The 16,084-nt window shown below is 41.1% G+C and carries 3 protein-coding genes; all 3 read right to left on the bottom strand.

The features are described from left to right. Positions 1 to 202 precede the first annotated feature (202 nt). The 3 genes from LQ201_RS16200 to LQ201_RS16190 are packed head-to-tail and all read right to left on the bottom strand — an operon-like array spanning position 203 to position 15,907. Complete coding sequence (locus LQ201_RS16200; protein ID WP_230144486.1) at positions 203 to 2,203, bottom strand: OmpA family protein; 2,001 nt, start codon at positions 2,201 to 2,203, stop codon at positions 203 to 205. 8 nt (positions 2,204 to 2,211) lie between these two features. Next, positions 2,212 to 3,213, bottom strand: a complete 1,002-nt coding sequence (locus LQ201_RS16195; protein ID WP_057933132.1) for a PorP/SprF family type IX secretion system membrane protein — start codon at positions 3,211 to 3,213, stop codon at positions 2,212 to 2,214. Between the two features lie 37 nt (positions 3,214 to 3,250). Beyond that, positions 3,251 to 15,907: a putative Ig domain-containing protein gene (locus tag LQ201_RS16190; RefSeq protein ID WP_230144485.1), complete on the bottom strand. Its 12,657-nt coding sequence runs from the start codon at positions 15,905 to 15,907 to the stop codon at positions 3,251 to 3,253. Positions 15,908 to 16,084 lie beyond the last annotated feature (177 nt).

Here is a 16,084-nt window from a genome sequence, read left to right as displayed (position 1 = left end):
ATAGTGTGCGAAAATTACAAAGATTAATTTAAAAAGTTATCAATTGACAGTTTCAGTTTGCAGTTCCATACGCACAATCCTTTAATAGTGCATTAAAAATTCAGGGGCACATAGATCTAGATTACAAATCCCCAACCAACTTCATATAAACTAAAAAGCCATCTTCTTTAGGAAGATGGCTTACCGGAATGTTAATTGAATTTTATTTTTTGGTTACTTTAAATTCTGTTCTTCTGTTTTTTGCTCTTCCTTCGGGATTATCTTTTTTCTTGCGTTTCACTACGATTTCGTTTGGCGCAATCGGCATTGATTCTCCATAACCTTTAGAAGTCATTCTAGCAGCAGCAATTCCTTTACTTTCTAAATAGTCTGTACAAGATTTTGCTCTTCTGTTCGATAGATCTAAGTTGTACTCATCAGTTCCAATATTGTCCGTATGAGAACCCAACTCGATTTCCATTTCAGGGTTATCTTCCATAATCGGGATCAGGAAGTCTAACACTTTTTTAGAAGGTTCAGTTAATTCGGCACTGTTAAATTCGTAATAAACATTATCCAACGCCATTGGGATACCTATTCTGAAAGGGCTTAAACAGTAATCTTTATAAATTAAGGTATCTGCTTTTGCCAATTCTTCGTAAGCATAGTTTTTCGTTACCGCAAAGTAATTATCTTTCGCAAAAAGCAATTTGATTGGTCTTTTTGAATCTACTTTAAATTTGTATACACCATCAGTGCCTGTTGTAATTTTCTGAGCACCCTCTGCATTGGTAAGCGTTACATTTGCCCCTGCTAATGGCAATTTAGTTTTACAGTCAGTTAAAATACCTGCAATTGAGAGGTATTCTTTTTTCACTTCAAATACCTCTAAACAGCATGATGACTCGCGATCAGAACTGATATATCCTTTTGTTCCCTTATCATCTGTTGCAGTGAAGTAAAGATCATCTTTTGATGAGTTAAATGGGTAACCAGCATTTTTTGGCTTGGTCCAATCTACAAGATCACCTTCTGATTCAAAGAAATCGAGACCACCAAAACCTATTCTACCATCGGTACTGAACAATAACTTTTTGGTTAATGGGTTGTAGTATGGTGCCCGTTCATCATCTTCTGTATTAATGGTTGGGCCAAAGTTTACGGCCTGACCTAAAGATCCGTCTTCGCGAACGGTACAATACCAAAGATCGTACTTACCATAACCACCGCTTCTATCAGATGAGAAAAGCAGGAATTTACCATCGCTGGTTACAAACGGTTGAGTTGAATTAAAATCTTTACTGTTTACCTGTAAACCAACCGGTAGTGGGTCTGCCCATTTATCACCTGTTTTTTTAGAAGAATAAATGGCATATTTTTCTTTATCCTTCCAGGCTGTAAAGTACACTGTATTTCCGTCAGGAGTAAAAGTAGCAGCAGCAACTTCCATGTTTTTAGGAAAACTGATATCAATCTTTCTCACCGCAATATCAGCCGAAGTTAACTCGCCCTTAGCTGTATAAATATTATTTAGGAATGGATTGCTTTTAGTTGATACCTGAACTTCTCCAGCACCTGTTTTAACCATGTCTTTTTTACTACCTACAGCAACCGGACGGGATGAAGTAAAATATAACTCGTTGTTGATTCTAACAGGAGCATAATTAGAGCCTAAACCATTTACATTACCAGGTACTTTTTTAACTTGCACCATGCGTGGAAAACGCATTTCTTCGATCGCAAATTTGCACGATTCGATTTCCTTTTGGGCGTCTTTAGCTAAAGCATCACCAGGATTTTTTTGGATGAACTGTTGAAAAGCATCGATAGCCAGGTTAAATTTTTTATTTGCCCTTAAGCTTTCTGCATAATAAAATAGCGCCTTTCTAAAACGTGTATTGGTAAAGGTGATCGCTATGGCGTAATATTTTTCAGCCTCGTTAAATTCCCTATACAACCTACTAGATTCTGCAAGGTTATAAATCGATCCTTCATAATCGTCTATCACTTTATCATCAGTCGCTGATTTCCTTTCCATACCGTAAGGTAAAATGGCCTGGGTACTGTCTCCAGTAATTTTTAAGGCTTTTTTATAAAAAGTAGATGCTGCGTAGTAATCCTTATTTTCGAAATAAGTATCTGCAACCTTTTTATAATTCACCACATACTGTGCGTTTGCAAAACCGCCAAATGCCACTAACAAAAAGAGTAATATTTTTTTCATTTGATTAATTATAAACGTGGACAAAAGAAGTTTGGACCAATAAGGCCGTTACGGCCAATTAAGGATATCGAAAGCTCTAAACCACCGTTACTGTTAGAAGCACGGTTGAAAGTAGAGGTATTAATATCATAACTTAAGCCGAAAACCATATTCTTTAACTGTAGGCCAACAAAGGCAATTGCAGCATCTTTATTGCGGTAGTTACCACCAAACAAAATGTTTGCTGATGGATTAACATTAAGCTGAGCATAAGCACCTAAAGATACCTCGTTTGTATTACCCTGATACATAAACAATGCATTAGGTACAATATCCAATAACTCTGAAGCCTTGATCCGCGCACCTCCATGTGCGGTAAAACGAACGGGGATACGTGAATTTGAGCCAGAGAAACGATCCATAGGGCGGGTTAAGTGTGCTGCACTTGCGCCTAAGAAAACGTTTACACTTTTGTTGGGGTTACCATCAAAATACATGATACCTGCATTTACATCAGGAACCAAAGAAGATTGAGATGAAAGTGTTTCGCCGCTCATCATACCACCATCATAACCTGAAATTGGATTAAACTGGTTACCAAACCTGGCCTGAGAGAAATCGAAACTGCGGTTAATTACACCAGCTTGTAATCCAAAACTCACCATCTGTAAACCTTCGGCACCAAACCTTAAACGGTACGAACCTGATACCAAGGCAGATAAGTAGTTAAAATCTAATTCCCCTGCCCTTTGGTTTAAAATGGTTGCACCAAATGCGAAGTTCTTTTTTGGCGCCATATCGAACGATGCACCGCCTGTTAAGAAAGAACTGTTTAATGCACTCCATTGTTGTTTAAAATTTACAGTTGCACGGTAATCGCCGTCTATTACCCCGGTTAAGGCCGGGTTAAGATATAACGGGTTTGCATAATATTGTGAAAAATGCGGATCAGTTTGTGCAAAGGACTTAGCTGTACACAGCAGCAATCCTAGCACTGCAACATATATTTTTAAAGCCGATAGTATTTTCATGGTCTTTGATTTTATCTGTTTATTATTAATCCTCTTCTTATCTAATCAGCGTTACTGTACCTTTTCTTAATGATGTTGTTCCATTGGTGAATGTAATATCAACCATGTACACATAAACTCCGATCGGTTGATTTACTCCTTTGAAAGTTCCATCCCATCCATTTGCTACATTATCTGACTGGAATATCAATTGACCCCATTGTGTGAAAATACTCATTTTGGCGCTTGATATGGTATTGCCATAGATTAAGAAGCTATCGTTTTTACCGTCGTTATTTGGTGTAAATGCATTTGGTATGTAAACCTGATCTCCAAAAGGATTAGCTGCTTTACCAGTTACCGGAGTAGAATTCGCACTGGTTTGGCACTCAATCTGGCCTCTTGCCCGTACAATAATGGTTACACTTTGATCTGGTTTCAAGCCTGCTACTAAATAAGTTGTTCCGGTTGATCCGCTTGTTGGGTTTACCCATGTTAAGCCATTATCTTGAGAAACTTCGTAAGCCGTAGCGCCAGCAACCGCAGCCCATGCAAAGGTTACACTGTTTGGTGTTGTGCTTTGCACCACTACTACTGGTTTTTCTAATACCGGCAGTACATTAACCGTAACGCCTGTTCTTGTTGGACTAGCACAACCACCCACAGCTATTGCCTCTACGTAGTAAATTGTGGTAGCAGTTAAGTTTGGTGTAGTAAAGGTTATACCTTCTGCCAGTACAGGGCCGCCAGAGCTTGCAGCATACCATCTGTAAACTAATCCTGTTCCCGGATTATTAACCGTTAATATGGTTGAGCTTCCTGCGCAAAGTGTTCCATTTGCTGCCGTTACCGATGCTGGTGCAACTGGTACTGGTAGTGCAATTATATTTACCGGTGTTCTAGATGATGAGATACAAGTTCCATTTGCACCTTCAACATGGTATGTGATGTTTGCATTAACCGCAGGAGTGGTAAAGTTTGCTCCTGTTCCAGCCAATGTTCCGCCCACAGCTGCAGTGTACCAATTGTATGTTACACCTGTTTGAGGACTTGTTACCGTTAATACAGCTGGGCTTCCGGCACAAACATTAACCGATGTTGAAGCTACTGTTGGCACTGTTGGTTTTGCGTTAACAGTAACCGTTACTTTAACACGGCCACCATTGTTGTTACAACCTCCAGTTCCGATTGCTAAAATATAGTAATCTGTTGTTGCAGCTAAGGCTGCTACATTGAATGTTGTACCAGTGAATAATAAATTACCACCAACCGCTGCAGTGTACCATTCGTAAGTAACACCTGCCTGTGCATTCGTTACTGTCAGGGTAGCTCCATCGCCTGCACAAACACCACCATTTGGACCAGATACCACTGGATTGTTTGGTAATGCATTTACGGTAATGGCTACTGCCCTTGCTGTTGCTGCAGTATTTTCACATTTATTATCGCCTTTAACCGTTACATAATAAGTTGCACTTGCAGTTAATACCGGTGTAGTAAACACTGAACCAGTAAATACTACGGTATTTAAAGTCGCATCACTATACCAGGTAAATATTGGGTTTGTTACTGTTGTGCTTGTTGCTGCTAATGTTGCGGCTGTGCTTGCACAAACTGAAGTTGATCCGTTTACTGTAATATCTGTTGCCACAGCAACTGGATTAACAGTAACAATTACTGTTTTTGCGTTAGCCGCAGTGTTTTCACATTTATTGGTTCCCTTAACAGTTACATAATAAGTTTTAGTAGCTGTTAATACCGGTGTGGTAAATATTGGTCCTGTAAAGGCCATACTGGTTAACGAAGCATCGTTGTACCAGGTAAATACCGGATTGGTTACTGTTGTTGAACTTGCATTAATTACTGCTGTTCCAGAACCACATATTTTAGCTGGAGTAGATAAGGTAATATCGGCAGCTGTTGCACCTGCATTTACATTAACGGTAACTACTTTTGCAGTGATACCTGAGTTTTCACATTTGTTATCACCCTTAACCGTAACATAGTATTTAGTTGTTGCCGTTAATACAGGGGTAACGAATGATGTGCCTACGTAAGCTACCGAAGTTAGAGCAGCGTCGTTGTACCATGTAAATGTTGGGTTGGTAACGGTTGTTGTACTTGCTACCAAGGTAGTACCAGAACCTGAGCAGATTGTTGCATCAGTAGCAGTTATATCGGCAGCGGTAGAAACCGGACTAACAGTTATGGTAATTACTCTGGCAGTACCAGGGGCATTCTCACATTTATTATCCCCTTTTACAGTTACATAATAAGTAGCGGTGCTGGTTAAGGCCGGTGTAGTATATGTTGCGCCAATGAAACTTACATTGGTTAATGCCGCATCACTATACCAGGTAAATACTGGATTGGTTACTGTTGGAGATGTTGCAGTTAATACGGCCGATGATCCTGCGCAAGCCACTGTGCTTCCGCTAAGAATAATATCGGTAGTAGTTGCCAAAGGATTAACAGTTATTGTTACCGCTTTGGCATCTGCAGCACTGTTTTCACATTTATTGGCACCTTTAACAGTTACATAATAAGTAGTAGTGGCAGTTAAACCAGTTACTGTGAAAGTTGGGCCTGTAAATACAACACTTGTTAATGATGCATCACTATACCAGGTAAATACCGGTTGGGTAACCGTAGTACTCGAAGCCATTAACATTACGGTAGAACCTGAACAGATTTGAGCATTGCTTACCGCAATATCTGCAGAAGTTGCAAACTCTTTAACTGTTACGGTAACAACCTTAGCATTTGCAGCTAAATTCTCACACTTATTGTCACCTTTTACGGTTACATAATAAGTAGTGGTTGCAGTAAGTGCAGGTGTACTAAAGCTGGCACCTACATGAGCCACTGTATTTAAAGTAGCATCGCTGTACCAGGTAAATACAGGATTGATTACTGTTGTTGTTGAAGCAGACAGTGCAGCAGTAGATCCTTTACAGATTGATGCAATTCCATTAATGGCGAGGTCTGCATCAGTAGCTGCAGGATTAACCGTAATGGTAATCGATTTTGCAGTAGCTGCTGTATTCTCACATTTATTATCGCCTTTAACCGTTACATAATAAGTGGTGGTTGCAGTAAGTACCGGCGTAACGAAGTTAGCACCAGTAAATGCTACTGTAGTTAAAGCCGCATCACTGTACCAGGTAAATACTGGGTTGGTTACGGTTGTACTTGTTGCATTTAAAGTAACTGAAGAGCCACCGCAAACGGTACTTGTTCCAGCTAAGTTAATATCAGCTGAGGTAGCAACAGGATTTACCGTTACAGTAACCTCTTTTGCATTACCTGCTGTGTTTGCACATTTATTTGTTCCGCTAACGGTAACATAGTATTTGGTAGTTACGGTAATGGCTGGTGTATTAAATACTGCACCAACAAACGCAACCTGTGTTAAAGCAGCATCAGCGTACCAGGTAAATACCGCACTTGTTACTGTTGTACTGGCTGCAGTAAGCACTGCTGTACCAGAAGCACATAATGATGTTGTTCCGGTTACTGTTAAATCGGCAGCAACAGCTGATGGATTCACAGTGATGGAAACCTTAGTACGTGTTGAGTTTGAACAACCTGCTCCACTTAAGGCTTCCACATAATAATCATGTGGCCCTACTGCAAGCGATGCAGGCGTAGTAAAGCTACTGTTGTTAGTTACCAACATGTTGCCGCCTGAAGCAGCGTCGTACCAGTTATAAGTAATACCTGCCACTGCCTGTACACTTAAGGTAGCAGGTGAGCCGATACAAGTTGTAGCTGGGTTGGTAGTTGATGGAATCGGTGCTACTGCCGGAGGTAAAATAGTTACCGTTACTTTGGTTCCTACAGTCTCACAACCGTTAGCCGTAGCTGTTACCGAATAAGTATAAGTTCCAGCAGTTAAAGCTGGATCTGTTGTGAAAGTTGCTCCATCTTTTCCTGCTTGATAGGTGGTTCCTAAGTACCATTTGTACACTACACCAGCTTGTGGGTTCTGAACACCTATGGTTGCAGATGATCCTTGACAAGCGCTTGCTGTAGCTGCGGTAACTGTTGGCGTAGTGATTACCCTTTGGGCATAATCTAAATTAACAGATGTTAATGCCCCAAGAAGACCTGAGCTTAATCTCAATTCTGCCCCATCAAATTTACTGGTTGGTACGAAAGTTAATATGGCTGATGTTCCGCCGGTTAATAGTTTTAAGCTAATTAATGGGTTAGATATAGAAACTGCATCGTTATTGCTGGTTGTACCCTGGAAAGTGGTTACCGTTAAATTATTTAACACTCCAACCGAAAGCAACGTACCTGGAGTGGTAATTTTCACCCTTAAAGTATCGCCTACGTTTGATAATCCTGTAAAGCCAACATGGTGATAAACAGATGCGCCAAGTAATCCCACTGGTATAACCAAGCTTGATCCCGTGTTGATATCGTTATCAACCGCAAAAGTAGGGTTGAAAACTCCAGCCAATAATGCCACTCCTGTTACACCACTTGCAACTGTTGTTGTAGCTGCTCCACAAGGTGTAGTTACCGGATTACCATTTGGAATTACCGTAACCGTTACAGTTGCCCTGCTTGTTGCAGTACATCCACCAGGGATAGTGGCTTCTATGTAGTAGGTGGTGGTTGCGTTTAACTGTGGTGTTACATAAGTTTCGCCAGTAAATACCGGAACTGTTCCGTTTGCCGTAGTGTACCAGTTAATGGTTGCACCTGCTGTACTCGAAGTTGCTTTTAATACAGCAACCGAACCTTCGCTGATGGTTACTGATGGTGGTGTAATTACCGGAACATCAATAGTTCCCATTATAATTTTAGCCTCAGTTCTTGCTGATGAGCTACCACAGCTATTTACTGCTGCTACAAAATAACTCGTATTTGCAGTAATTAAAGGTGTTGTAAAGTTATCGCCTGTGAATACCAAGTTTCCACCTGTTGCAGCATCATACCAGTTATAGGTTGTGCCTACAATTGGGTTTTTAACCTGGAAAGTAACTGATGTATTAGGACAGGTATTTACAGATGCTGAAAGTAGATCTGGTGTTACCGGTGCAGGGTTTGTAGTTACATTAATTACTGTTTTATAGCTTACACAACCAGTTGCAGAAACTGCTGCAACATAGAATTTAGTATCGCCTGTTAAAACTGGGGTAGTAAATATGATACCGTCTTTACCTGTTAAGTATGTACCTGTAGCATCGTACCACCTGTAGGTTAAACTTGCCGATGGGTTGCTTACTTCAAGCTGCGCAGTTTGGCCAACACAAGCAGTAACATTTGCTGATGCTACGGTAGGCGCAACCAAAATGCGCTGTGCGTAATTTAAATTGATTGATGTTAAAGCACCCAATAAACCTGAGTTTAATCTAACCTCTACTCCGTCGAAAACATTCGTTGGAACAAAAGTGATTAAGGCCTGGGTATTACCGCTTAACAATTGAATATTGATTAAGTTATCATTTAACAATCTAGAATCACCATTACTGTTGGTTCCAACATAAGTAGTAATTGCAGCGTTTCCTAATAACGAAAGTGATAATAGTTTTCCTGGAGATGATACCAACACGCGTACCGTATCGCCCACTTTAGATAATGATCCAAAACCAACTCTTTGATAAACTGAAGCACCAAGTGCTCCTACTGGCATTACCAATGAAGATGCAGTTTGGGTATCGTTATCAATAGCCAATGCCGGGTTAAATACACCGGATAATAAAGCTACACCGTTAACACCGTTAACTTGTGTTGTTGCCGCCTCGCAAGGAACAGGATTTGGAGATCCATTACCATCAACTGTAACGGTAATCTGAACGCGGCTTGCTGATGTACAACCATTTGTAGAAACCGATTCTACATAATAAGTTGTCGTTGCCAATAGTGGCGGTGTAACATAAGTTGCACCTACATAAACTGGTGTGGTTGAAGTGTTCGAAGTGTACCAGTTAAAAGTATTGGTTGCATCTGCCGAACTAGCTGTTAAAATTGCAGTCTGACCTGCGCTAACTGTTGATGAACTTGCAGTTACTACTGGTAAAGCCGGACGAGGATTTACTGATACTGCTGCTGCAGCTCGTGTAGTGCTTGTACAGTTTCCTTGAGATGCTTCTACATAATAAGTAGTTGCCGCTGCTAATGCCGGTGTTGGGAATACCGCGCCAGTGAATACTAAGTTTCCACCTACCGCAGCATCGTACCATTTATAAGTTACAGCAGCATCTGGATTGGCAACCGATAAAGTTGCTGATGATCCTTCACACACATTAGCTATTGTTGCCAATACTGGTGTTGGTAATGCAGGTGTAACCGTTACAGTTACCGGAACTCTTGTTGTGTTCGGACAACCACCTTTGCTTACCTGAATATAATAAGTAGTGGTAGCAGTTAAAGCTGGTGTAGTAAATGTTTCACCTGTGGCCAATTGTGTGCCAGCAGTTGCTGCATCGTACCAGGCCAATGTTGTACCACCGTTTGCAGTTGCAGTTAATGTTGCTGTACTTCCTGCGCAAATGGTTTGTGCACCCGCTGTTACCGTTGGGTTAGGATAAATTACCGTTGCACCATAAACATCTAAACTGGTTAAAGCTGTAACTAATGCACCGAAGCTAACCTGTACCCTATCGTAAGCACCACCTGCTAATATAGTTGCAGCGAAGCGGTTACCTGATAACAGCTGGAGATTTAATAATCCGCCGTTTAATTGTACTGTTTTTACAACTGTAGTACCATTTAATACGGTAACGGTTACATTGTTTAATAAACCAACATCGGCTAAACCGGTCGGTAAAGCTAAATCTAAACGAAGACTATCAGTAGCTGTTCCAACTGTTGGGAAAATTAATTGTTGATAACCTGATGCACCAACACCTACAGAAAGTGATATTCTGGTAAAGTTTGAAGGATCAGCATCAGTAGAATTTCCAGCGCCGCTTATTCCACACAATAAACAAATTCCGTTTATACCTGTGTTTTGCGCATTGGCAGCGTTACAAGCAGTACCACCACCATTGTTTAATACGGTAACAGTTACCGGAACCCGGGTTGCACTTTTACAACCACTGGCATTTGTTGTTTCTACATAATAAGTTGTAGTTGCCGATAATACCGGAGTAACAAATGAAGTACCTGTTCCTACCTGTGTTCCACCCGTTGCAGCATCGTACCATTGAATGGTATTGCCTGCATCAGCCGTTGCTAACAATGTAGTAGACTGGCCAGCATTGATTACCTGATTGTTAGTGGTTACTGTTGCAGCAGTTGCTGGTGGGTTAACTGAAACATTAACAGCAGTTCTCGAACTTACTGCAGTTCCAGATACCGCCTCTACATAAAAAACTGTTGGAGCGGTTACTGCTGGTGTTACAAAAACACCTGTGTTGTTGGTAACCAATGGGGTGCTTCCGGTAGAAGCATACCAGTTATAAGTTACGCCAGCTTGCAAATTGCTAACACTTAATGTAGCTGGGCTTCCAGAACAAACAGTTGCTGCAGCAACCACAGGCGCATTAACCGTTACGGTTAAGCTATAAGCTGTTGTTGCTTTGTTTCCGTTTGCATCTGTTGCAGTTAAAGAAATCGTAAAGGTTCCGCCTAAAGTTGGTGTTCCTGTAATTTCTCTTGTTGCAGTATTAAAACTTAATCCCGGAGGAAGGTTTGTTGCTAAATAAGTATACGGAGCTGTTCCACCTGTTACTGCAGGTAAGGTTTGTGTTGGGTAAGCTGTGCCTACAATACCGTTTGGTAAAGTTGCACCTGGTAATGATAATACCCCTATTACTTTAAGTGCATAAGTATTGCTTGCGGTTCTGCCTTCACTATCTGTAGCAGTTACACCGATCGAATAATTTCCGGCCTGTGTAGGTGTTCCTGAAACTTCTCTTGTTGCTGGATTAAAAGTTAATCCGGCTGGAAGGTTGCTTGCTACATAAGTATATGGGCCAACACCACCAGTTGCCGATGGTAAGGTTTGTGTAGCATAAACTGTTCCTTCTGTTCCATCAGGCAAGGTTGCTGCTGGTAACAATAAAGGATCAACCACTACGATTGTATAGTTATTGGTTACTGTTTTTCCATCAGCATCAGTAACCGTTACCGGTACTGTGAAAGTTCCAGATTGTGTAGGTGTTCCTGTAATTTCCCTTGTAGCCGGATCAAAGGTTAATCCCGGAGGAAGACCAGTTGCCGCATAAGTATAAGGTGTTGATCCGCCTGTTGCAGATGGAATAGTTTGTGTCGGATAAACTGTTCCTGTTGTTCCGTTAGCTAAAGTCGCTGCCGGTAAAACCAATGGATCAGTTACTTTAATTGTATAGTTAGCAGTAATGGTATTGCCATTAGCATCTGTTACTGTAACCGGAATGGTAAAGGTTCCAATTTGAGTTGGTGTACCTGTAATTTCTCTTGTTGCCGGATTAAAGGTTAATCCCGGAGGAACACCAGTTGCCGAATAAGTATATGGTCCGGTTCCACCTGTTGCAGCCGGAATTCCGTTTGTAGTATAGGCTGTACCGGTTACGCCGTTAGGCAATGCTCCAGGAACCAAAGCCAATGCTGGTGTTACGGTTAAAGTAAAGGTTGAAGTTGTGCTACAACCTTTAGTATCAGTCGCTACAACATCGAATGTTGGATTACCTGCTGCTGTTGGTGTTCCACTTACTACACCACTTGGTGATAAAGTTAAACCAGCTGGCAAAGTACTACCTGCAGCTAACGTATAAGTATAACCAGGTGTACCGCCAGTAGCAACCGGAAGTTGTTTACTGTAAGGAGATGCAATGGTTGCATTGGTTAAAGTTGTGCCTGCAAATACAATTGCTGGGTTAACGGTAATAACCACCGGAACTCTTGTTGTATTTGAACAGGTTCCTTTGCTTACCTGAACATAATAAGTAGTTGTTGCAGTTAAGGCAGGAGTTGTAAAGTTTGCACCCGTACCTACTTGGTTTCCGCCTGTTGGTGCGTCGAACCACGCTAATGTAGTGCCACCATTTGCAGTTGCACTTAATGTTGCAGTACTACCTGAACAGATAGATTGTGCACCTGCTATAAATGTTGGGTTGGGATAAACTACTGTTGCACCATAAATATCTAAGCTGGTTAAAGCCGAAACTAATGCACCAAAACTCACCTGTACCCTATCGTATGCGCCACCTGCTAAAACAGTTGCAGCGAAACGATTTCCGGATAAAAGTTGAAGATTTAATAATCCACCGTTTAACTGTACCGTTCTTACAACTGTAGTACCATTTAATACGGTAACGGTTACATTGTTTAAAAGGCCAACATCAGCTAAACCAGTTGGTAAAGCTAAATCTAAACGGATACTATCTGTAGCAACACCTGTTGATGGGAAAATTAATTGTTGGTAACCAGTTGCAGCAACACCTACAGCAAGAGAAATCCTGGTGAAGTTGTTGGCATTCGCATCAGTTGAGTTACCTGCGCCATTTACAGCACATAATAAACAGATACCATTAATACCTGTATTCTGACTATTCGCTGCATTACAAGCTGTTGCACCACCGCCGTTAATTACAGTTACAGTTACCGGAACGCGACTTGCACTTTTACAGCCATTGCTGCTTGTAGTTTCAATGTAATAAATTTTGGTTGCTGTTAAAGCTGGAGTAGTGAACGAAGTTCCGGTTCCAACCTGTGTTCCTGCTGTTGCGGCATCAAACCATGCAATAGTGTTTCCAGCATCAGCGGTTGCAGTTAATGTTGTGGTCTGTCCAGAGTTGATTACCTGATTATTGGTAGTAACTGTTGCTAAAGTTGCAGGTGGGTTTACTGAAACTGTAACCGATGTTCTCGAACTGATTGCTGTTCCAGAAACGGCTTCCACATAAAACACAGTTGCTGAGCTTATTGCAGGTGTTACAAAAGTTCCATTATTACCAGTTACCAATGGAGTGTTTCCTGTTGATGCATACCAGTTATAAGTTACACCAGCCTGAAGGTTGCTTACTGTTAAAGTAGCAGTGCTTCCGGTACATACTGTAGCAGAAGCCACAACCGGAGCATTAACCGTTACAGTTATTGCGTAAGTGGTAGTTGCTTTATTATTGTTGGCATCTGTAGCGGTTACAGAAACATTATAGGTACCACCTTGTGTTGGTGTTCCGGTGATTTCTCTTGTAGTTGGGTTGAACGATAATCCCGGAGGAAGGTTTGTAGCTACATAAGTATATGGAGCTGTTCCGCCTGTTACTGCTGGTAAGGTTTGTGTTGGATAAGATGTACCCACAATACCGTTTGGTAAAGTTGCACCTGGTAATGATAAAACACCAATTACTTTAAGTGCATAAGTATTACTTGCGGTTCTACCTTCACTATCTGTAGCGGTAACACTGATCGAGTAATTTCCAGCCTGTGTAGGTGTTCCTGAAACTTCTCTTGTTGCTGGATTAAAAGTTAATCCGGCTGGAAGGTTGCTTGCTACATAAGTATAAGGACCAACACCACCTGTTGCAGCTGGCAGAACCTGGGTAGCATAAGCTACATTTTCTGTTCCATCTGGTAAGGTTGCCGCTGGCAATGCCAATGGACTATTTACAGTAATGCTATAATTTGTAGTTGCCGTTTTTCCATCAGCATCGGTTACCGTAACTGGTACGGTATAAGTTCCTGGTGTTGTTGGTGTTCCAGTAATGGCTCTGGTTGACGGATTAAAAGTTAAGCCCGGAGGAAGTCCTGTTGCCGAATAAGTGTAAGGCGTTGTTCCACCAGTTGCAGCTGGAATAATCTGCGTAGTATAAACTGTACCAGTTGTACCGTTAGCTAAGGTGGCTGTAGGTAATAACAATGGATCAGTAATTTTTACAGTATAATTTGAAGTAATGGTATTACCGTTCGCATCAACAACTGTAACTGGTATCGTATATATTCCAGGTTGAGTTGGTGTTCCGGTAATTTCTCTTGTTGCTGGATTAAAAGTTAAACCTGGAGGTACACCGGTTGCAGTATAGGTATACGGCCCTGTTCCACCGGTTGCAGCTGGAATAGTCTGCGTTGGATAAACCGTTCCTGTTAAACCATCAGGCAATGCGCCTGGAGTAAGTACCAATGCTGCCGTAACAGTTAAATTATAAGCTGCTGTTGCTTTACAACCTTTACTGTCAGTTGCAACAACTGAAAAAGTGTAAGCATTGGCTACGGTTGGTGTTCCGGTAATTGCACCGGTTGATGATAAAGTTAAACCAGCTGGCAATGTACTTCCTGCTGCTAAAGCATAAGTATAACCCGCTGTACCGCCAGTAGCTGCATCTAATTGTTTAGCATAAGCAAAGCCTGGTGTTGCGTTGGCTAATGTTGCCCCATTAAAAATGATTTGCGGATTTACTGTAATTACAACAGGAATCCTTGTCGATTCGGCCGTACAACCTAATCTTCTGGCAGCAACATAATAAGTTTTAGTAGCGGTTAATGGAGGTGTAGTAAAAGTACCATTAAAAGCAACGGTGCTTACTGGTGCTCCACCTTCTATAGCCTCATACCATAGCAATTCGTTGGTATTTGGCGTAGTCGCATTTAAAGCAACTGTACTATTATAACATGCCGCAATTGCAGTGCTTGCTGGTGTTGGCCTGCCCGCAGAGCGGATTACACCATAAACATTAAGCGTTTGTGTAAGGTTTACAGTAACTACCGAACCTAGTGTTACCTTCACCCTGTCGTATACTACATTTGCACCTGGAGAAAAAGGTATCGATACCGGCTGCCCACTATTTAATAATCCTAATAAATCTAAATTTAAAGTAGTTGGAACTGATCCGGTATATACCTGAGTACCGCCATTATATGCTGTTATTGAAATATTCTGTAAAAGCCCTGCGGTTAGTAATGCAGGGGTAGAACTAAATCTCAGGTTAATATCGTCACCAGGGTTTGATGGTGTTGCAAAATAAAAATTTTGGCTAATGGATGAGCCCACGCCAAGTATACCTAAACTAAGTTGAGAAAAATTATTTGGATCCGAATCAATCGCCCTTTCGCTATTGGTTACCCCCGAACTACCCAATTGTAAGGCATCGAGCGTAATACCTGTTCCTTCGTACCCTGTAGTAAATGCCTGTGCACAAGGATCAGTACCCGAAGTATAAAAAGAATAATAAACCTTCGTACTGTTAGAAACTGAAAGCAAAAGTGCGTTGGTTACGTCTTTTAGAAACACCCTATCATAAGCCTGTGTAGGGGTTATCGCTATGTAAAAGAAACCATTTGCATCTTTTACTAAGCGTAAATTATCTGAAGAAAATCCGTCTACACTATTACCACCCGTTGGCGGTACGGCTGAAGCACCGTTTCTGGCACCAACCTGGAAAGAATGGTTTCCAAGAACTACCGTTCCACCTACATTAGCAAGTATGGTACCTAAACTACCACCTAATAATCTATTCAGGATATCGCCGTCAAAATCTATTCTGAGATAAGATGTAACTCCCGCAGCAACCGAAGCCGGATATTTAAGTTCCAACTCGCCACTATACGAACCTATACCAACAGCAATTCCACCGTATGAATTTACAGTAGCAAAGTTATTGTTGTTTATTGTTGCATTTGTTGCATTATCAACATGATCCGATTTAGTGACAGTATTTGCAAAAATTTTAGTTTGCGCATACGATTTAGTGGAGAAGAGCGTTAATAGAATGATGATTGCAATTAAGGTATTGCTAATTATCCCTATCCGGGACGAGTAAGTATGAGTTTTCATCATGTCAGGCGTTATTTTAGAAGACTTACTATGTACTAATGCTTGTTTGGTAAATGCTTTTTGGTGCATTATATAATTATGACAAATCTAAATCTAGAATAGCATCCTATCCTATCCATTGCTATTCATTTTTATGCAATCCATTTCATTCATTTTATTCATACAGGGCAATCTTAGTGA

Source organism: Pedobacter sp. Bi126 (assembly GCF_918698245.1).
In the GTDB taxonomy this organism is placed as follows: Bacteria; Bacteroidota; Bacteroidia; order Sphingobacteriales; family Sphingobacteriaceae; genus Pedobacter.
The sequence above is the reverse complement of the archived record's forward strand: the minus strand, read 5'-3'. Positions and strand labels throughout refer to the sequence as shown.

Excerpts from the sequence above, each read along its gene's own strand:
- LQ201_RS16200 (WP_230144486.1), bottom strand. The coding sequence starts at position 2,203 with ATGAAAAAAATATTACTCTTTTTGTTAGTGGCATTTGGCGGTTTTGCA.
- LQ201_RS16195 (WP_057933132.1), bottom strand. The coding sequence starts at position 3,213 with ATGAAAATACTATCGGCTTTAAAAATATATGTTGCAGTGCTAGGATTG.
- LQ201_RS16190 (WP_230144485.1), bottom strand. The coding sequence starts at position 15,907 with ATGATGAAAACTCATACTTACTCGTCCCGGATAGGGATAATTAGCAAT.